We start from the raw sequence: 19,028 nt of genomic DNA, 5'->3' as shown, positions 1-19,028 counted from the left end.
CGGGGTGTTCCATTCGGTAAAACCTGTGAGCTCGCCGCAAGTTCCGTCGCGTCCGGGACACAGCCCTGATCCGCCGTCGAGAACCTTCGTCAGGCTTGACCGGTGGGCAACCTAGGGAGCCTTGCATGACGACAGTCGCTGCCGGCGACCCGGGGCTCGTGGGGACCGTGCAAAGCGCCTTTTCCGGTGACGCGCCCATGGCGCGTGAACTGGCCGGCGTCGTCGGCGTCTATTCCGTTCGCCTCCTCGTCGCTCTCCTCATCCTGGCGGTGACGCTATGGGCATCAAAGCGTCTGGCCCGTCTAGTGCACAGAGCTGTCGACCGACTGCCCCACCACCACACCGCTGACGAGACCCTGGCTGACTTCGTGTCCGCCCTGGTCCGTTATCTCGTCATCGCGATCGGGTTAATTGCGGTCCTGCAGCAGATCGGCGTCCAGGCCACGTCGGTCCTCGCCGTCCTGGGGGCGGCGTCCCTAGCGATCGGGCTGGCGCTCCAGGGCACACTGGGCAACGTCGCCCCCGGGGAGATGATTGTCCTGTTGAGACCCTATCGGGTCGGCGACAAGGTCGAGCTCAACGGGCGACAGGAAGGTGGTCGATCTCGACCTTTTCAACACGACGGTCGTCGATTTCGACGGACTGACCCTCTACCTGCCCAACGGCAAGGTGTTCGGCGAGATGATCGTCAACATGAGCCAGTCCGGCCATCGACGCATCGAACTCGTCTTCGGCGTCGATGACGACGACGATCTGAACACGGCCTTGCGGCTCCTGATCGAGTGCGCCCAGGCAAATCAAAGCGTCCTGAACGATCCGCCGCCCTGGGCCAAGGTCACCAGTTTGGGGGACAACGCCGTCAATGTGACCCTGCGCTGCTGGGCAAGCTCCGATGACTATGTCGATGCGCGGTTCGACCTGACCAAGGCGATCAAGGAGACCCTGGAGGCGCATGGGTTGAGCTTCCCCTATCCTCATCAGGTTACGATAAACAGGCCAGGCCTCGCGAAGGTCTCTCCCGACGAAGAGCGGACGCCACTGGAACCGGCGCCCGGGGCTTGAGTCACTGCATCGGATCCGCCGCCCCTGCCAGCCATTGTTAAAGCGTCAGTTGCGGCGGCCGGTTGACGCCCCGTCGCTGGGCGACGGGGCCGTTGGGGTTCGAGGCTCTACGCGCCTTTGCGTTGCATCGCTTCGGCGTTGACTGCAGCATCAGCGATCGTGGTGAGGTCTTCGTCGGTCTGGGACTCCTCCTCGAGCGTCTCGTCTAGCAGGGCAGCGGCGTCCTCAAGACCCAGCACCAGCGCCCAGCGCTTAAGCGTGCCGTAGCGCGTGATTTCATAGTGTTCCACGGCCTGGGCCGCGGCCAGCAGGCCTGCGTCGAGCGCAGCTGTGTCCTTGTACTCCTCCATGATCTCGTCCCCCTCGGCAAGGATGCCTTCGATTGCGTCGCAGGTCTTGCCGCGGGGAGCCTTGCCGATGATCTCGAACACCTGCTGCAGGCGTTCGATCTGGCCTTCGGTTTGATCCTTGTGCTTTTCGAAGGCGGCCTTTAGCTTGGGGGACTGCGCGGCCCGGGCCATCTTCGGCAGAGACTTCAGGATCTTCCTTTCGGCATAATAAATGTCCTTAAGCGTGTCGTGGAACAGGGTGTCGAGGGTTTTCTCGGCCATGGTGCAAACTCCTGATGATGCGCCTAGCGCGCCCAGCAAAAAGGGCAGGCGGCTCTATTGGTTCCTGTTCGCAGGGCAGGCGGGTAGGCGGACGCAGGCGCAGGTCTCGACCGCCGCGAGCACCAGCGGGCCGCGTCCGACACGGTTCTGCGCAACTTCCGACGAGTCCGCTTCCAGTGAACGACGAGGCCGGCCGACCGCCCCACCTGACCGCGTCCCTCGGCCGACACGGAAACCGCCGCCTGCGGCCAACCATTCACCCTCTCCCGGGCGCCGTCGCAGGCGAAGCGGGCTTGCCCAGCAAGCCGCCAAGGAATTCGAAAGCGCCACGCTCCTTTTCATGACTGCTGACGGGAGCTGTGTTTGCGATCTGCCCGGATATGTCGTCCCGGGAAAGAACAACCCGCCAGCGACTGCTGCCCATCGGCGAGGCTGGCAGCGAACATCTGGTGGACCCGCATTGCGTTCCGATCCAGTGCCACTCCATCCATCGCAGCCCTCAAGGGCGGTAATGCGGCCTGGCCGATGATGTCCTCGCCCAGCCAGGCCGCCTGACGCAGTTCGGGCATGAGCCGCGACGCGCCAGCTTAGCCTTAACGCATGGTCATGTCAGCCGGCGTTGGTAGGGGGGGAGGGCCTGTAATTTTGTCGAAACAGACTCGCCGCAGCGGTCAAAACCAAGTTCGGCCCGCCCCTGAGCCACTGAAGGTTCGGAACGGGCCTGCCCGGTTATTCCCTCCCGGATGCCTTTAACGTAACGCGAGTTGTTGAGATGGCAAGGGGCGCGGATCTCCGAATCTACGGTCTGGCGATAGTCTACAAATGACCCAGCATCGCCGCCGCGCGGGACGCACAGATCCGATTTTCGTTGCTTGGTCGAGCACTCGAAGCTCGCCTTTCTGGGTGAATAAAAACGGTCGTTCCTGGCGCAAAGCCGGCGCAGGCCTGTCTAAGTGTAGATCCAGACAAACCCACTGATGCGGGGAAAAATCCAACCGCATCGGCCCGTTTTACGCGCCGGGGCAGGCGCTGTGAACATTCCAGGTGTGGTCGAAGTCACACCAGCCCGATGTCCGATATGAGTCGCACTTTCGTATCGTATAGCAATATAGGGTCGTAGGCGCCTTTGATGGACCGAATAGAGTGGGATTGGTGTCAAATGCTAAAGACGGGGCTTACCAGTTTAAGCCCCGTCTATACCACGTTCACAAAAGCATTCTGTTGCCTTCAGGCATAGGATTTCATCCGTACAAATCCCATGGTGTGTCAATGTCAGACACCCCGACTGCAGCGTAATGATTGAAAAGGTGGGCGGTAGCCTCCACAAACGGCGTATACGCCTTGCCTTCGTTTGGAAGATACGCAGCGGTAAGATCAACCGCGCAATCTAGCAACGCGATGACGATGCTGCTTGCCGATATCCCTTCATCATGAAGCTGGTCTATCAATTTGTAAATTTGCTTCCTCTGGGTTTTATCTATTTCTTTGTCATTTGCGGATCCACGTTTGTTTATCTCAAAACCTCTCAAGTGGTGCTCCGAGCCGCAATAGGTCCGAGCCTCGAAAAGAGGGGTAGGGGGTCGGAACTTTAGTCCCGGCGTTAACTTTTCAGCACCGCGGCTTGCACTCTCTCGCGTTGATTTTGTCATGCGTTGGTTTCCTTTGAAGGTCGTTTGAAGCAATTGTAAAATTAGCGCCCATGAGGCGCGTTTTAATCAACTCTATCGATCAATAACAAAGCCGATTATATAATATTTACAGTTCAAAAGTGCTTTGGTGATTTAGACGTAGTGGTGTGTAAGTTGACGGGTCTCGGTCCTGAGGGGCGGGCTTGAATTGGATGTCTTGGATGCAGCTTAGCGTTAGACGTCCGAAATTACGTCGAGTACACGCTATGACCACGCGGTCTGAAAACGAAAGTGGGACTATTGTTGCAGGGGCCCGGCAATTTGGAAGGCTTTCAGCTTCCAATTTGATGCTTGGCCTTTTTCGTCGCGGTCAATGAAAGTCTCACGCCGCATCATCAATGAAGCTTTGCGCGATCAAGTGCATTAGATGGTCCAGTCGATTGCATGCCGTTTTGGTTTGATCGATGTTCGAACAAGAGTCCGCTTGATGAGGTGTGGATTCAAGTCAGATGAGCAGGCAGCGAGTATGCCTTCTTCAAGGCTGTGCGGGCTGCATTTTTATCAGCCGCTTGCATTCACATCAGCGTGTGTTCATCGATGCTGAAAATTCCCTGGCCATCGATCTCAACGTTCCTGGGGATATAGATAAAGCCCGCCTCGAAGATTCAGACATACCCACAATGTGCTCAATCCACCGTCCCCGGTTCTGGAAACAGGTTTGGCCGTTTCCGGCTAAGGGCGCGACGTTTATGACCTCTTCGAACCTGCTGCGTCGCGTCGTGCAAAGATTGTCAGGGGCTAGACAAACAGAGACACGTCAAGCCGCTTCATGGCGACGTGCAGTGCCTATTTCTCTGCCGATTTCGATCGTGCTGGCCTGTCATCACGCGACCTAAAGCGACACCGGTTTCGACCGTCGTACCTTGCAATCAGCCCTATGATATGGCCGATCCGACTGAGTCGCGTCAGTTCTTCCCTCGGACCTACGCGTCCCATTCCATGGATCTAAATCTGGTCTGGTTGGCCTGGTGGTTACGAGCGGCAACCCAGTTCCCGATGGTCGACGACTCAGTTCGATCGCTCAGCCCATTTTGCTGGGGGCCTAATCAGCCATATTGTTAGACGTATGCCCCCTCCGGGGTAACACTTCTTCTTGTGCGACTGGCTAAGTTCTAGATGTTGGTGCTGGAGCACAAGCTCTCGAAATGTGCACCGTGGAGATGAAAGTCTTAACTCGCTCAAGAAGCTTTTGAAGCCCTTGATCCTCAATCAGACAAATTTCTGGCGATGCGCCACCCTGTCGGGGAGAGGTCCTTACTCGCCGGGGGAGCCTCGCTTCGCCCCGGGTCGTCATAGTTCGCTCACCATCAAATTACAGTTTGCTTATTTTCGCGATTTTACGCGTAGAGAAAGACTGCTGCATCCGGACCAAGCTTCCAGAAATCCTTGGTTACGTAGCGCGCGATGGCTTCCGGATTTTCGGCTCGACCGGCGTAGAAGTGGCCGCCCGATAAAATTCCTTTCCAAATCTCGCCGCCGTTGACGATGATGTCCTGGATCGGGTCCGGGGCCCTGACAGCTAAGTGCAAGTGGGTATTCGTCAGCGGATGTTCGAGAAATCCGATGGCGTGTCCTCGGTCGCAATCTGGCCTTTTTGACCAGCGTGGCCCGAGGCCCTTTCTATGCACGCGATTAAAAAATTCACGTGCGGTCCGATCCATCATTTCTTTTGAGACGGGTCTATTCGCGCCGAGTGTCATGAACAGATCAGGGTCGAATTCCGTCAGCCAGGCCTCGTATTGTCGACGCATTATGATCTCCTATTCACGAAGTCAGTGAGAACCGTGGTTGCATCACTCATCACCTCTTTTACGTCTGATTTTTTCATCATCTTCATTCGGTTGGTTTCGCCGAAAGCGCGTGACGGTGTCCGGATTCCTACGTCTCCGTCGGGATCGACCTCAATGATGGCGAGGTAGACCCCTGGATGCTTCAGCTTTTTGAGTCCGCGAACTCTCGTGGTGCGCCCTCCAGCGGTAGTCGCCGAATTGGATATTGCCTTCGCGGCGGCTCCGTTGATGAACGGCGCAGAGTGTGAAGCCGCGCTGTTGAGGGTCGATGCTGCGGGCGCTGACGTTTCGTGCTTAGCCCTCGTGCTTTTTGCGGCGGACATTTCCTTCCGCAGTCGAGGGATGGCCGACTCGAACTCAGCAGATGGTATTGACTGACGCTTGGCGAAAATTAGCAAAGCTTTGTCTTTGCTCAGCGTCGCTCGATGGCTGGGATCGTCGACTCGATAAAGGGCAAGGCTTTTTAGGATCACCGTCGTCGGGTCGGCGTTTTTGACTTTACCGCCCCGCCTATCCGGAGGCCCTGCTCGATCGAGCGCTTCGAGTTGCCGCATCAAACTTTCTACGACCGTCACGCGCTCTTCGGTTGTGAAGCTATCGAGGCGGAGGAGGGCTTGATAGGCGAGGGCGAGCTGAAGGCTCTTCTTGCGGCGTTCCTGGAGGGCGAGGCGGCTGGTAGTAAGCTCGGCTACCTGTTCCAACCACTGTTGAAAATCAGCAGGGTCCGCGTCGGCGAGTAGCCGCTTGGCGTCGTCTGGCGTAATGTCGGGACGTGTACAAGCCTTCTCTATCTTCTCTCGTCTGGCTGCGCCGATACGAACCGCTTGGTTTCGCTGTCGCTTCCGAAGCGTGCTTTTAGGGGGCATTCATCACCTGGAATGTTGCTTAAAGCAACATTATCGCGCGACAAGCCGGCGTTGTCCAGATCACACTGTGCTTGGGTTACTGCGCGCTGTCGGTCCGGCAGTTCGCCCTAAAGCGACGCTGAGATTCGATTGGGTGACCACCGTTGCCACTCACATCAACCTGTCGGAGTTTTCGCGATGCGCTTCGCATCCTGAGAAGCGTGTTGCGTGGTCGCCAAACCTAATCCATCCGCCGCTCACCCTACCTCGGCCCATACAGACTGGTGAGGCATCTTGGCGCGGGGCAAATGTATCGAGTAAGCCGACGTAATCTCGACCGCCTGACCCTTGCTCGCCCTGAGGCGATTTCCCTATTCTACCCTGAGGTCATCTCCAGGCTGTTTTCCTCGTCGTACGTCCCAAACGCATGTTGATCGCGAACAATCAAAGGGAGGGGAAGCTGTTGGATCACAGTCCTGAATGAATGGAATGATATCAGGCATGGGGGGGATTAGTGTTGCTCGTTGTCAAGCCGGTCTTGGTCAAGTTGCTCCGCTAAACCGTCGAGCATATCCTCCTGATGTAAACGCTCGATCAGCGTGACAAAGCACTCTCGATCCTCTTTTGTCAGAATAACGTGCTCAGGCCCGCGTTCCAAAGACACAGCCATTCGCACTAGTGTCCAGCCGAACCGTTTTCGGACGTCGCGGTCTTCATCTTGGTCATTGATACGATTAAGTCCGCCTCGCGGATTGGTGCCGTTACAGACCGAACGATACTCTGAAAGAAGATGCTCAGAGATCGAGCTTGGACGACTCTTAGATCCAGCGACTGCCTGGGAAGCCATTTCGGTCGGGGCAAAGGAAGCCGCAATCAGGGCCGAAGCCAGTGTTGTAATGATCATGGTCATTGAGCCGCAAACGTCACATGGAAACGGATGGTTGAAGGCACGGGATCATTGCCCGACATGGCAGGTCGCAGTCTCCCGGATGATAACGCTCCTGCGACGGCTGCGGGACCTAATCCATATCGCGGTGGGCTTTCCCAGAGCGCCCCGCAATCGGCCAGACGACCGTTGGTTGTAACTGTGCACTGCAGTAGCGCCGCGCCAGTTACGCCTGCATCTATCGCGCGTTGAGGCATGGTAGGCTTTGGCTGGGAAATCCAGGATGCAGGCGTGAAGGTTGGGGGCTGCGACGCGCTCGGTCTTGAGACGTCGTGATTTAGCGAAGGGATTGCGTCTTCAGAGCGAGGTGAGGATCTCTCAGATGGGGCGGGGTCTGTCTCGGGCCTTTGAGGGCTAGCCGTAGCCGGGACCAGGACAAGCCTTCGCTTTCGACCGCTTTGGGAAACCTCGATTATCACTCCCCCGTCAGATCGCTCGAACTCAAACGTGGGGCCGGCGCCTGAGTTTGTTTGGAGATCGTTAATCTTCATCGTCTTGAGGTTGACCGCATAGGTCGTCCCTCCGCCTGCGGCATTGCCGGTATTTTGGGTCAACAACACAAAGTCACCCCAGGCCTGCGTGAAATAAACGAGCCCCAACCGCAGTGCGCGACGGCTTCGCGACCCTTCGCATCCAATGCAGAAGACGTCGTTCTCCTCATTGTTGCTGACCAACTTCAAACCTCCGCGCTCGAAGAGCGTTTGGTCGCTGGAGTAGGGATCGGATATCCTGCCTTGATCATCGGCGGGCTGCGCCGCATCCGTCGCTTCCCCGGCTCGTCTAAGGCGCTTTTGCCGGCTACCAGATCCATCCGAAATCGATGTGGTATAGAGATACTCGCGGCCTCCAGCTTCCTTCTGGCGCGTGAACTCCAACCGATAGCTCTGACCATCGCCTGAAGCAGGGGAGACAGTGGTTGAACAGCTGACACGTTTGATCTGCGGATCTCGCCCTTCGACGGCGATATCTGCGAACTGGATCTCGTCTGCGATGATCTCTGCGATGTCAGAGCGCCGGGCGATAGCGGCGTCAACGCCATCTCCAAGAAGAAGACGATAGTCACCGAGATTGGCGATCAGGACAGAAATGACATCCTGGTGAACTTGGGGCGATGCGCAGACCTGCTCCGGCGATTGCGGGATGCAGGCCGAAAGGGGAATGGCAGCCAATAGGGCCGCCGGCGGAAGCCGGGTCATGTGAAATCCTATCAAAGGTCGCCCAGGTTGCTGCTCTTTTAGCAGCAACCTGGGCGGGGTCTAGCGAGAAGGGGATGGTTGAGTTCTTCCCCCGATGAACGTCGCTTTTTCCGAGCCTCACCGAGAGCTCGTCAGGCGGCTTGTGGAGGCCAGAATTGCTGCCGGTTTAAGCCAGCGCCAGTTGGCCGAGCGGCTGGGCGTCGATCACTCCTGGATCGGAAAATTTGAATCCGAACGGGTCCGTCTCAACGTTATTCAGTTTCTGAAGTTGGCTGACGCCCTAAACATTGACGCGGGCCGGCTGCTTGTAGGTCTTGGTGAGCTTTCCAAGATCCCAATGGTCGCGACGCGTGTCGGTGAACCAAAAAGCGCCGAATAGGACCACATAATCCCCACAACAGCTTTTGGGGAAAAACGAGAATTGGGCCCAGTTGACCGATCTAAAAGCCGTTTAGATGGATCAGGAACACATCTAGATGGGTCTGAGGGGCGCTTAGTACTCATCAGCCAGCATAATGGTCATGACGCGCTGGGTGATGTTTGGATCTGACGGATCGTCAGAGGCATATCGACGATCCAGATCGTAATAATCGATTTTCCAGAGGACACGGTTGCCCTCGATATCGATCGCGCCGAAATCGTGCTCGTTATAAGGGTCGTTACCAGCGGGAAAGTTGGTTTCTCGCGCGATCGCAGCGCGAACCTGAGCGGCGAAGGGAAAACCGAATTCCAACAGCCCTCGCGTTACAAGAATCAGCCCGCCTTGGCCGGACGCGCGCAGTTGATCGTTCAGCTCGCGAATGCGCGCAGTCTTTTCGTCTGTCATTTTAGGAAATGCCTTTTGCGGCGAAGACGCTAGATTCGATCCAGCGCCATCAGCGTGAGAACGAGCACAAGCCCGTTCGATTGGGAAAGCTGACGCGGAAAATCAGCCAACGCAGTGGTTTCAATTGTCACTCGCACCGAATGGCCACCATCGAGATCGATACCCGCAATTTCTAGTTGGGGGTCTAACGCGATGGAATGGATGGCGATCGTGACTGGGTCGATCAGCTCAGAAAGCGAGCGGGTCACAGCGTGTGCACCAATCGATGTTGCGCGCGACTATCGCCATCGATGTAGCGTTGCGTCGTCTCGATCGACTGATGCCCGGCTAAAAGTTGGACATCCCTGAGGCTTGCGCCGGCGCGGTGCGCTGCTTTTGCTGCGGCGGTTACGAACGTGCGCCGTCCAGAGTGCGACGAACAGCCGTCCGCGCCAATGGCGTGAAATGCGCAGCTGAACCAGTTGACGATACTGTTTGCGCGCATCCCTCCGCCTCTTAGCGAGCGCACGACCGGCCCTATGCGTAGTGCCTTTGGGGCCAGCTTGACCAGGGCCTGACTGAGTTCTGGATGGATGGGAATGCGACGGCCGGATCCCTTCTTAGCGATCGCGTCTCTAAGCTCGATGATGTTCGACACTTGACCTCTAGCGTCCGTGACCATGGACCAGTCCAACCCCGCGATCTCGCAGGCTCTCAACCCGGCGCGGACCGAGAGTAGCACGATGACGCGATCTCGCTCTGGGGTCGGGGAGCGCCGAGTGTGTGCGAGCAGTCGCCGAAGCTCGCCGCTGGTGAGGATCTTTGCTTGTCTGCCGGCCATGAAGTTCCTTTCTGGGCATGCAAAAATGCCCCCGCGCTTGGGGCGCGGGGGCAGGGTGGTAAGAGCTGTCGAAGTCAGCCCTCGTGGAGCTGAATAAATGCGTTCATCGGGCGACGGCCGCTGCCCCGAACGCTGAAGCTATCTGTCGGGGCATGCGTGTAGGCCGTTCGAAAGTTCGCGAGCCCGAGTTGCTCCGGCGGCGCCCGTGTAGCCGCCAGCATGGCGAAGCCCTCGGTTGGTAGCGTTCTTTGATAATGCGCTGCCCCGATTGCTAAGCCGCCGCCGAGGAAGCTGCTGGCGCATGCGAGCCCGTGACGATGCCAAAGGACTTCCCGACCGGGGGCGTCGAACCCGTGGATAGGGTTGAGGAGCACGCGGGGCCAATGAGTGCGAATTCGGTGGTAAAGGTCTGAAAGCCAGAGCCACGATTCCGTTGGCGTCAGGTCGTCCCATCCATCTGGAACGGCCGTCTTGTATCGCATGGCTCGCAGCTTGGTCGTTGGGCCTAGCGCAAGTTCGGAGAAGACGAAGCTGTCGTAGCAGAGGCACAGCATCGCGATGTCGCCGTTGGGGAGCGGCAGAAAACGATCTTCGGTGAGAGCATCCTCATGGTCCAAGAGATACGGGGCACGACCATATTCATTGGTATCGCCATCTGTCGGGAAGATTTTTCGGACGACCGCGAGACAGCCATCCTGATTGAATGCCGCTAGAGCCTGGTCTCCTCGAAACCCCCACGGGCGGAACCGGTTGGTGTCGATCCCTGTCACGATGACGCACCCGGGCGACCCTTCACTGAGCTTACGAACGGCCTGGACGCAGATGTCGCCGACAGATGCGTCGATCATCGCGCGTCTGAGTGTGGTTGGAGCCGGAGCGAGCCAGTCTGCCGTTCGAAGGTAGCCAGCGGGGAAGACGATGGCGTCGAGGGCGCGCCACCCCCGGCGCCGAATGGCGCGCATGATTGTGACCATAAAGTCGAGGCGAAGCTCGGTCGATCGGGGGCGTGTGGCGGGGGAGCCTTTGACGTGAATGCTCACGATCCGCGCCGGCCGTGAGCCGCGCATTTCGCTGAGCATGGACTGATCTCGATGTGTTTGGCTAACAATCCATGATACCATAGATTTGCTGGAATGTCAATAACGTATTGAAAAGGAATGTAAAAAGCGCCGAGCTGAGCCGGCCGCGTTCAAAAAATATCCGATTGATATTGTTATATCAGCATGATACCTTTCGTCCTTAAACGGAGAAGCAAGGCATGCGCAGATCGCAGCTAGTGAAGTTGGTGGGGTTGAGCGAGGAGGCCTTCAATCTTCTCAAGGCCCGTAAACATGTCCCGATGCGTGGGCGGTCTCCTGGTTCGGGGTGGCAGAATTTCACGGTTGAGGACGCCATCGCCTTTGAGGCGGCGGTCGCATTGGCGCGATGTGGCGTTAAAAAGAATAACGCGCGTGCGTGGGTCGATCTCTATTTCGACGTGGCCATCGAGCGCGCGAGCGAGAACGACCGCAAGTCTACCGATCCCATCTATCTCGGCGTGGTGACCTCTTTCGGCATCGCAGAGACGACGCTTGTCGCCGACGACCAGTTTCCGTTGGTTGGATCAGCGAGTGACATCGCGAGCGAGCTGCAAAGCATCCAGGAAGCCCTCGGGCAGGATCGCTGGCTCGATGGTCTCATAACCATCAATCTCAATCTCTGTGTCCAGCTCGTCTATCTGCGGGCGGAGCAGGCCCTGATTGCTGATGATCGGCTCGAAGAGCTCGCGACCCTGTTCGGCGCGCGCAGCCGCATGATCACGATCGTTGAGTAGGGGGCGATAATGCCAAGGGCTTCAACAAGATTCACAAAGGCGGATGTGGCGCGCGCCCTGAAAGGGGCCAATGAAGCGGGGTTCGACGCGACCAGCGTCGAGATAATGCCTGACGGCGTGATCCGCATCTCAAAGGGCGGGGTGACCGTAGAGCCCGCCCTAAGTGCGTATGATCAGTGGAAGGCTAGCCTGCGAGACGTCGGTGCGATCCTCGATGGCCACTATCTCAAGCGCGATCATTCGCTCGCTGTGTCTGCGATCAAGAAGCTCGAAGCGAGAGCGGGCTTTCCAACTTTTTTCCCAACTAAGGCTGAGCGCACATAGTCGCTTCCCAATGGTGGGGGATTTTCTCTAGCAAAAACAAGGGGGACGATGGTGGGTGATGTAGGGTTCGAACCTACGACCCGCTGATTAAGAGTCAGCTGCTCTACCAACTGAGCTAATCACCCGACCGATCGTTTGCGTCTTCGGGGGCGAGGCCTTGCCGAAGGGCGCTCCTACTACCCAGAGGTTCGGGGGTTGGCAAGCGCTTTCGCAAACTTTCTGCGACGGAGTATGGTCCCCGTGGAATCAGTCGCGGCAAGCGGCGGGGGAGCGAACATCATGGCCTTCTGGAACCGGCGTCGATCAATCGACACGATGATGGCGCCGCACGACGGACCGCGGCTGAAGCCGACGTTGAGCTGGCCGCACCTGCTGGCCCTGGGCGTGGGGGCCATCGTCGGCACCGGCATTTTGACACTGATCGGGGTCGGGGCGGGGTTGGCGGGCCCGGCCGTGTTGATCAGCTTCGGACTTGCGGGACTGGTCTGCGCCTGCGCGGCTCTGGCCTATGCCGAGCTGTCGACCATGATGCCGACGGCGGGCAGCGCCTACACCTATTCCTACGCCGTGCTGGGTGAGTTGATCGCCTGGATCGTGGGATGGAGTCTGATCCTGGAATATTCGCTGGTCGTCAGCGCCGTGGCGGTGGGCTGGTCCGGCTATGCGGTCGGTTTCCTTAGCGGGCTGGGGATCGATTTGCCGACGGCGTTGGTCGCTGGGCCGCATGCGGGGGGCATCATCAACCTGCCGGCCGTGGCCATCATCGGGGTTGTGACGGGCCTGCTGCTCTTGGGTACCAAGGAGAGCGCGACGCTGAACGCGGTGCTGGTTCTGATCAAGATCGCGGCGCTGCTGGTGTTCGTCGCCATCGCCCTGCCGGCGTTCAAGCCCGAGCATTTCACGCCCTTCATGCCCAACGGCTTCGGAGCCCCGTTCGTTCAGACGGGAGTGATGGCCGCGGCGGCGATCATCTTCTTCGCCTTCTATGGTTTCGACGCCATTTCGACGGCGGCGGAAGAGACCAAAAAGCCTGAGCGTGACCTGGCCATCGGCATCGTCGGCTCCATGCTGATCTGCACGGCGCTGTATCTGGTCGTTGCGGCTGCAGCCATCGGCGTGCGGCCGGTCGCGACCTTCGCCAGCAGCCCCGAGCCGCTGGCCCTGATCCTGCGCCAGATGGGGCAGGGGGCGGCGGCCCAGTGGATCGCCGCCGCGGCGGTGATCGCGCTTCCGACGGTGCTGCTGGCCTTCCTGTTCGGCCAGAGCCGCATCTTCCTGGGCATGGCGCGCGACGGGCTGTTGCCGCGCCGCCTGGCCAAGGTGTCGAGCCGGGGCGTGCCGGCAGTGGTGACCGTGTTCACCGCCATCGTCGTGGCGATCCTGGCGGGGCTGCTGCCGCTGGATGAGTTGGCGTCGCTGGCCAACGCCGGGACGCTGGCGGCCTTCTGCTCGGTCGGGGTTTGCCTGATCGTACTGCGCATCCGCGAGCCGGGTCGCAAGCGGGTGTTCAAAGCGCCGCTATGGCCGGTCGTTGGAGCGGTCAGTGTGATCGGCTGCCTGGTTTTCTTCCTGAGCCTTAAGCCAGTGACGCAGATCGGCTTCGTGGTCTGGAATGTGGTCGGCGTGGCGATCTATCTGCTCTGGTCCTCGCGGAACTCCCGCCTCGCCAAGGGAGAGGAGACCGCGGCCTGATGACTTTGCGCGATCTGACAGGCGCGGTCGATTTCGCCGTGCTGAACGGCATGACGGGCGGGGACGACGCCATCAACGAGGAAGTGTTGGGCCTGTTCGTCAATCAGGCCGGCCTGTGGTCCGTCATGCTGGATCCCAAGGTCGAGGGCTGGCGCGACGGGGTCCATACGATCCGAGGCGCGGCGGCGGGTATCGGCGCGAGAGGCCTGGCGGCGATCTGCGCCGAGGCGGAAGCGGTGGATCAGAAGCTGGCCGCGCCGGCAGTCGAGCGGGTGCGCGATGCGCTGGAGGCGGCCTTGGCTGATGTCGCGGCCTATCGCCACGAAATCATGCTGAGAGGTCTCAAGACCTAGTTGGGCTTGTCACGTTCAGCTGCGCGTGCGGTCGTAGGTGGCGAACTCGTGGGCGATGCAGCGGTCGATGAGCAGGCGCCAGACGGGTTCGGCGATGTCCGGCGACAGGTTGTGCGCTTCCGCCGAGACCAGAACCTTGGCGACCACGTCGTCGATCCGGGCCTGGTCGAAGACGGCGTCGCGGTCGGGCTTTATGCGGGCGGCGGCGTCCATGTAGCGCTGGCGCTCGGCCAGCAGGGCGACCAGGGCGCGGTCCAGGGCGTCGACGCCCTGGCGGACCTCGGCCATGGACTGGCATTCGGACGGATCGACGCGCGCGTCGACGGCGACTAGGGCAGGCTTTGACATGGCGTCGGGTTAGCGGGTCAGGCCGCCCAAGCCAAGGCTGTCAACCAACGAAGGCCCGCTCCAGCACATAGTCCGCCGGTTCGGCGTTGGAGCCTTCCTTCAGCCCGTAGGTCTCCAGCAGTTCGCCGGCTTCCTTGATCATGGCCATGGAGCCGCACAGCATGGCGCGGTCGCGGGCGGGGTCGAACCCTTCGGGCAGGCCCAGGTCCCGGAAGAAGTCGCCGGACTTGATGCGGTCGGTAATCCGGCCCGGCGTCTCGAACGCTTCGCGGGTGACCGTCGGATAGTAGGTCAGCTGGGCCTTGGCCTCGTCGCCGATCAGAGGATCGTCGTGGATCTCGCGGGTGAAGAAGTCGCGGTAGGCAAGGTCGGCGACGCTGCGGACCGTGTGGATCACATAGACATGGCCGAAGCGGGAATAGGTTTCTGGGTCGCGTGCGACGCTGAGCCAGGGCGCAAGACCTGTTCCCGTGCCGATCAGGAAGAGGCGCTCGCCGCCGGTCAGGGCGTCCAGAACCAGGGTGCCGGTCGGCTTCTTGCCCATCAGGACCGTGTCGCCGGGCTGGATCTTCTGCAGGCGCGAGGTCAGGGGGCCGTCGGCGACCTTGATCGAGAAAAACTCCAGCTCTTCGGCCCAGCAAGGGCTGGCGATGGAATAGGCGCGCAGGACAGGCTTTCCGCCATCTTCGCCAGGCAAGCCGATCATCACGAATTCGCCCGAGCGGAAGCGGAAGTCCTCGGGCCGTTTGACGCCGAAGCTGAACAGGCTGTCGGTCCAGTGGCGCACCCACAGAACCTCAAGCCCATTGAAGGGGCTGGCTTTCACGGGGGCGGGGGAGAGGGCGGCGTCTGTCATCGTGCCGTCTCTCTAATCTGAGAACCCCTCGCAGGGAAGAACAAGCCTTTCACCCGGCGACGACATTTCCTCGTGACGGCTTGCAGAAGCACCGCTAGCGTCCCGACCCATGCGCACCCTTCTTCTCGCCTCGACCATCCTCCTGTCCGCCAGTTCGGCGCTTGCGCAGGAGACGCCCTCCAACATCCTGACGCCCGAGCGGGTGTTTTCCAGCCCCAGCCTGAACGGGCCGGTGGCCAAGGGGGTCAGCCTGTCGCCTGACGGCCAGTTGGTCGCCTTCCTGCGCTCGCGCGAGGACAATGTGGACGTTCAGGATTTGTGGGCGGCGCCGACGGGCGAGGGCGAACCGTACAAGCTGATCGACGCACGGGCGCTGGTTCCCGACGCCGGCGAACTGTCGGAAGCCGAAAAGGCCCGGCGCGAGCGGATGCGGATCAGCGCGCGCGGCGTGGTGGAATATTCGTGGGACCAGCAGGGCCGCTACATCCTGGCGCCGTTGGAAGGCGACATCTTCCTGGCGAACCGGGCGGACGGCAAGGTGCGCCGCCTGACCGAGACGCCCGCCGACGAGATCGACGCCAAGGTGTCGCCGAAGGGCAGCTATGTCTCCTATGTCCGCGATCAGAATCTGGTCGTCTATGATCTGGCGAGCGGCAAGGAGACGCCGATCACCGACGACGGCGCGGGCCTGATCACCTGGGCCACCGCCGAGTTCATCGCCCAGGAGGAGATGGATCGCGACACCGGATACTGGTGGAGCCCCGACGAGCGCTACATCGCAATGACGCGCGTGGACGAGAGCCCGGTCGATATCGTGCCGCGTTTCGAGATCACCGGCGGCGGCGCGACGATGGTGGAGCAACGCTATCCTCGCGCGGGCCGACCCAATGCGGTGGTCGAACTGTACGTCCGCGACTTGCAGGGCGGGGGACGGGTCAAGGTGGACCTGGGATCCAACACCGACATCTATCTGGCGCGGGTGAACTGGTCGGGCGACGGCAAGACCCTGTATGTCCAGCGCCAGTCTCGCGACCAGAAGACTTTGGATCTGCTGAGCGTCGATCCGACGACCGGCGCATCACGCGTGATTCTCAGCCAGAAGGCGCAGGCCTGGGTCGATCTGAACGACGACTTCCGCGTCCTGTCGGACGGCCGGTTCATCTGGTCCAACGAGGATTCGGGTTGGCGGCACCTGTATTTGTACGACCGCAACGGGCGACGGCTGAGGGCCATCACGCGCGGCGACTATCCGGTCAAACATTTGGACGGCGTCAACGAGCAGACCGGCGACGTCTATTTCACCGCCTCGATGCGCGACGGCAAGGAGCTGCCGATCGAGCAGCAGATGTTCCGCGCCAATCTGAACCGCACGGTCGATCCTGTCGCGGTGACGCCGGGCGGCGGCTGGTGGACGGTGTCTGTGAACGGTCCGGCAACCGCCTATGTCGGCAACTATTCCGATCCGGCGACCCCGACGCAGTCGGCGCTGTATCGCATCGACGGCACGCGCGTGCGCTGGATCGAAGAGAACAAGCTCGACGCCAGCCATCCGTTCGCCCCTTACGTCTCACGCCTGCGCACGCCCGAGTTCGGTACGATGCAGAGCCACGGTCAGACCCTGGTGTGGCGCATGACCACGCCGCCCGACTTCGATCCGTCCAAGAAGTATCCGGTGGTGATGCAGGTCTATGGCGGCCCCGGCACCGGCGCGGGCGTGCAAAAGAGCTGGCAGCCCCTGACCAACCAACTGCTGACCGAGGCGGGCTACATCGTTTTCCGCGTCGACAATCGCGGAGAGGGTGATCGGTCGCAGGCGTTCGAGACCAGCATCTATCGCCGTCTGGGCATTCCGGCGGTCGAGGATCAGGCTCAGGCCGCGCAATGGCTGAAGACCCTGCCTTACGTCGATGCCGACCATATCGCGGTGATGGGCTGGAGCTTCGGCGGCTTCCTCAGCCTGCTGACACTGACGGACAAGGACGCCGGCCTGGCCTCGGCCCTGGCGGGCGCGGCGCCGACGGAATGGAGCCTGTACGACACCCACTATACCGAACGGTATATGTCCACGCCCCAGGCCAATCCGGAAGGCTATGCCGCCACCGACGTCCTGCCGCGGCTGGATGACATGACGGGGCGGCTGCTGCTGCTGCACGGCATGGCCGACGACAACGTCATCTTTGGCAATGCGACGCGCGTCATCGACGCCTTGCAGGCCAAGAGCGTGCCGTTCGAGATGATGCTCTATCCCGGCCAGCGGCACGGCGTCCGCGGCGATCCGAGGCAACTGCAACAATGGCGCACCTATCTCGACTTCCTGGACCGCACGATCGGCAAACGGGCCGAACCCAAGGCCGACTGATCCTGGCGGCTGCGGTCGCGCTGGCCCTTGCGGGCTGCGCGACCGGGCAGGGCGCCTATCCGTCTGCATCCGCCGTGGTCGCGGCGGGGCGGGCGAACGACAGCGCCCATTCGGTGCTGGTCTGGACCGCAAGATCGCCCCGTCAGGGCGTGTCGGCGATTTCCGGCATGCCGATCCTGCTGAAGGACAATATCGAGACGGCGGACATGCCGACCACCGCCGGATCGTTGGCGTTGGCGAACAATGCGCCCGGACGGGACGCGCCGCTGGTCGCGCGACTGCGCGCCGCAGGAGCCGTGATCGTCGGCAAGACCAATCTGTCGGAATGGGCCAATATCCGGTCGTCGGACTCGATCAGTGGCTGGAGCGCGGTCGGCGGCCAGACGCTGAACCCCTATGATCCCGCGCGCACGCCCTGTGGATCGTCGTCCGGCAGCGGGGCGGCGGTGGCGCTGGGATTGACGCCTGTCGCCATCGGAACGGAGACGGACGGGTCGATCACCTGCCCGGCGTCGGTCAACGGCGTGGTCGGGTTCAAACCGACCGTGGGCCTGGTCTCGCGCACCCACATCGTGCCGATCAGCCATTCGCAGGACACGGCCGGGCCGATGGCGACCACCGTCAGGGATGCGGCCAAGGTGCTGACCGTCATCGCCGGGTCCGATCCGGCCGATCCGGCGACGGTCGAGGCCGATGCGCGCAAGGTCAACTACGCCGCCGGGCTGGACGCCAACGCGCTGCGCGGCGCGCGGATCGGGGTGATGCGGTTCCTGAAGGGCTATTCGCCCGAAACGCAGGCGGTGTTCGAGCAGAACCTGAAGGCCTTGCGCGACGCCGGCGCCGTGTTGGTCGATCTGCCCGAGGGACCGGATGGCCGGGTCATAGGCGCGGCCGAGTTCAAGGTGCTGCTCTATGAGCTCAAGCACGATCTGAACGCCTATCTGGCCTCGACCGACCCACAGCAGGTCCGCACCCGAACCCTGGCCGACGTTATCGCCTTCAACGCTGCCGAACTGCGCGAGACAGTGCTGTTCGGCCAGGACACCTTCGAGCGCGCCCAGGCGATGGCGGATTTGACGGACGCAGACTATCTGGAGGCGCGGGCGACGTCGCTTCGGCTGGCGGGGCCGGAGGGAATAGACCGACTGATGAGGGACAATGGCGTGATTGCTTTGATCGCGCCCACCACTTCACGGGGCTGGACCAACGATCCGAAGGATGACGACGACATGCAAGGATCGGCAAGCCGACTGGCCGCCGTCGCCGGTTATCCGCACCTGACCGTGCCGATGGGATTTGATCGCGGAATGCCCGTGGGAATCAGCTTCCTTGGCGGGAAGTGGGACGATGCGCGCATCCTTTCTCTGGGTTACGCCTTCGAACAGGTGACCCAGGCCAGACGGCCGCCGCCTGGTGTCCGACGCTGACATCCCTTGGGGCGGCCGCTGAGAGTGCGGCATGTGCAGATTTAGCCTCAACGTCATGTCGGTGACTGCGGC

At 60.8% G+C, this 19,028-nt stretch carries 20 protein-coding genes, 1 tRNA gene and 1 pseudogene; 9 read left to right on the top strand and 13 right to left on the bottom strand.

What is annotated here, in order from left to right; all coding sequences use genetic code 11:
- Positions 1 to 125: 125 nt before the first annotated feature.
- A pseudogene (locus JX001_RS16475) lies at positions 126 to 443 on the top strand (mechanosensitive ion channel family protein); the annotation flags it as partial.
- A 151-nt stretch (positions 444 to 594) separates the two neighbouring features.
- Positions 595 to 1,062: a mechanosensitive ion channel family protein gene (locus tag JX001_RS16390; protein WP_165116560.1), complete on the top strand. Its 468-nt coding sequence runs from the start codon at positions 595 to 597 to the stop codon at positions 1,060 to 1,062.
- Between the two features lie 107 nt (positions 1,063 to 1,169).
- Here the strand turns inward: JX001_RS16390 and JX001_RS11215 are convergent, their stop codons facing one another.
- From JX001_RS11215 to JX001_RS11190, 6 genes are all read right to left on the bottom strand, one after another.
- Positions 1,170 to 1,673, bottom strand: coding sequence for a YciE/YciF ferroxidase family protein (locus JX001_RS11215; protein WP_039248899.1), 504 nt, complete (start codon positions 1,671 to 1,673; stop codon positions 1,170 to 1,172).
- Positions 1,674 to 2,914: 1,241 nt separating this feature from the next.
- Positions 2,915 to 3,322 carry a hypothetical protein gene (locus JX001_RS11210; protein WP_165116562.1) on the bottom strand — a complete coding sequence of 136 codons (408 nt, stop codon included), beginning with the start codon at positions 3,320 to 3,322 and terminating at the stop codon, positions 2,915 to 2,917.
- A gap of 1,376 nt (positions 3,323 to 4,698) precedes the next feature.
- Complete coding sequence (locus JX001_RS11205; protein ID WP_165116564.1) at positions 4,699 to 5,112, bottom strand: hypothetical protein; 414 nt, start codon at positions 5,110 to 5,112, stop codon at positions 4,699 to 4,701.
- A complete protein-coding gene (locus tag JX001_RS11200; RefSeq protein ID WP_165116566.1) occupies positions 5,112 to 6,017 on the bottom strand; it encodes a hypothetical protein in 906 nt (301 codons plus the stop codon). The genes JX001_RS11205 and JX001_RS11200 overlap by 1 nt, the downstream gene beginning before the upstream one ends.
- A gap of 490 nt (positions 6,018 to 6,507) precedes the next feature.
- The gene (locus JX001_RS11195; RefSeq protein ID WP_165116568.1) at positions 6,508 to 6,906 is read right to left on the bottom strand and encodes an iron-containing alcohol dehydrogenase family protein; all 399 of its coding nucleotides are present in this window, start codon (positions 6,904 to 6,906) and stop codon (positions 6,508 to 6,510) included.
- The gene (locus JX001_RS11190; RefSeq protein WP_205681113.1) at positions 6,903 to 8,138 is read right to left on the bottom strand and encodes an energy transducer TonB; all 1,236 of its coding nucleotides are present in this window, start codon (positions 8,136 to 8,138) and stop codon (positions 6,903 to 6,905) included. The genes JX001_RS11195 and JX001_RS11190 overlap by 4 nt, the downstream gene beginning before the upstream one ends.
- Positions 8,139 to 8,232: 94 nt before the next feature.
- Between JX001_RS11190 and JX001_RS11185 the strand changes: the two genes are divergently transcribed.
- Positions 8,233 to 8,517, top strand: a complete 285-nt coding sequence (locus JX001_RS11185) for a helix-turn-helix domain-containing protein (protein ID WP_088582834.1) — start codon at positions 8,233 to 8,235, stop codon at positions 8,515 to 8,517.
- A 114-nt stretch (positions 8,518 to 8,631) separates the two neighbouring features.
- Here JX001_RS11185 and JX001_RS11180 read toward each other — a convergent pair whose 3' ends face one another.
- From JX001_RS11180 to JX001_RS11165, 4 genes are all read right to left on the bottom strand, one after another.
- Positions 8,632 to 8,964, bottom strand: a complete 333-nt coding sequence (locus JX001_RS11180; RefSeq protein ID WP_088582835.1) for a DUF3768 domain-containing protein — start codon at positions 8,962 to 8,964, stop codon at positions 8,632 to 8,634.
- Between the two features lie 29 nt (positions 8,965 to 8,993).
- Entirely contained in the window at positions 8,994 to 9,212 is a 219-nt protein-coding gene (locus tag JX001_RS11175; RefSeq protein ID WP_088582836.1) for a hypothetical protein, read from the bottom strand.
- The gene (locus tag JX001_RS11170) at positions 9,209 to 9,784 is read right to left on the bottom strand and encodes a tyrosine-type recombinase/integrase (protein WP_088582837.1); all 576 of its coding nucleotides are present in this window, start codon (positions 9,782 to 9,784) and stop codon (positions 9,209 to 9,211) included. Before JX001_RS11170 ends, JX001_RS11175 begins: the two co-directional genes overlap by 4 nt.
- Before the next feature lie 74 nt (positions 9,785 to 9,858).
- On the bottom strand, positions 9,859 to 10,863 hold the full coding sequence (locus JX001_RS11165) for a hypothetical protein (RefSeq protein WP_205681112.1): 1,005 nt from the start codon (positions 10,861 to 10,863) through the stop codon (positions 9,859 to 9,861).
- Between the two features lie 179 nt (positions 10,864 to 11,042).
- Between JX001_RS11165 and JX001_RS11160 the strand changes: the two genes are divergently transcribed.
- Positions 11,043 to 11,597 carry a hypothetical protein gene (locus JX001_RS11160; protein WP_165116570.1) on the top strand — a complete coding sequence of 185 codons (555 nt, stop codon included), beginning with the start codon at positions 11,043 to 11,045 and terminating at the stop codon, positions 11,595 to 11,597.
- Positions 11,598 to 11,642: 45 nt separating this feature from the next.
- Positions 11,643 to 11,921, top strand: coding sequence for a hypothetical protein (locus JX001_RS11155; RefSeq protein WP_205681111.1), 279 nt, complete (start codon positions 11,643 to 11,645; stop codon positions 11,919 to 11,921).
- 49 nt (positions 11,922 to 11,970) lie between these two features.
- On the opposite strand, the gene JX001_RS11150 is transcribed toward JX001_RS11155, so the two are convergent.
- A tRNA-Lys gene (locus JX001_RS11150) sits at positions 11,971 to 12,046 on the bottom strand.
- Positions 12,047 to 12,200: 154 nt separating this feature from the next.
- Here JX001_RS11150 and JX001_RS11145 point away from each other — a divergent pair.
- Together JX001_RS11145 and JX001_RS11140 are read left to right on the top strand one after the other, a co-directional pair.
- Positions 12,201 to 13,613, top strand: coding sequence for an amino acid permease (locus JX001_RS11145; RefSeq protein ID WP_205681110.1), 1,413 nt, complete (start codon positions 12,201 to 12,203; stop codon positions 13,611 to 13,613).
- Positions 13,613 to 13,966: an Hpt domain-containing protein gene (locus tag JX001_RS11140; RefSeq protein WP_205681109.1), complete on the top strand. Its 354-nt coding sequence runs from the start codon at positions 13,613 to 13,615 to the stop codon at positions 13,964 to 13,966. Before JX001_RS11145 ends, JX001_RS11140 begins: the two co-directional genes overlap by 1 nt.
- A 15-nt stretch (positions 13,967 to 13,981) precedes the next feature.
- Here JX001_RS11140 and JX001_RS11135 read toward each other — a convergent pair whose 3' ends face one another.
- Together JX001_RS11135 and JX001_RS11130 are read right to left on the bottom strand one after the other, a co-directional pair.
- Positions 13,982 to 14,314 (bottom strand): chorismate mutase, encoded by a 333-nt coding sequence (locus JX001_RS11135; RefSeq protein WP_205681108.1) that lies wholly within the window; start codon positions 14,312 to 14,314, stop codon positions 13,982 to 13,984.
- Positions 14,315 to 14,354: 40 nt separating this feature from the next.
- On the bottom strand, positions 14,355 to 15,170 hold the full coding sequence (locus JX001_RS11130) for a ferredoxin--NADP reductase (protein WP_205681107.1): 816 nt from the start codon (positions 15,168 to 15,170) through the stop codon (positions 14,355 to 14,357).
- A 109-nt stretch (positions 15,171 to 15,279) separates the two neighbouring features.
- Here JX001_RS11130 and JX001_RS11125 point away from each other — a divergent pair, with 109 nt between their 5' ends.
- Positions 15,280 to 17,529: a S9 family peptidase gene (locus JX001_RS11125; protein WP_066551642.1), complete on the top strand. Its 2,250-nt coding sequence runs from the start codon at positions 15,280 to 15,282 to the stop codon at positions 17,527 to 17,529.
- Positions 17,463 to 18,956: an amidase gene (locus tag JX001_RS11120; RefSeq protein WP_205681106.1), complete on the top strand. Its 1,494-nt coding sequence runs from the start codon at positions 17,463 to 17,465 to the stop codon at positions 18,954 to 18,956. The genes JX001_RS11125 and JX001_RS11120 overlap by 67 nt, the downstream gene beginning before the upstream one ends.
- The last annotated feature ends 72 nt before the right edge of the window (positions 18,957 to 19,028 follow it).

Source organism: Brevundimonas fontaquae, assembly GCF_017086445.1.
GTDB lineage: Bacteria > Pseudomonadota > Alphaproteobacteria > Caulobacterales > Caulobacteraceae > Brevundimonas > Brevundimonas fontaquae.
The sequence above is the reverse complement of the archived record's forward strand: the minus strand, read 5'-3'. Positions and strand labels throughout refer to the sequence as shown.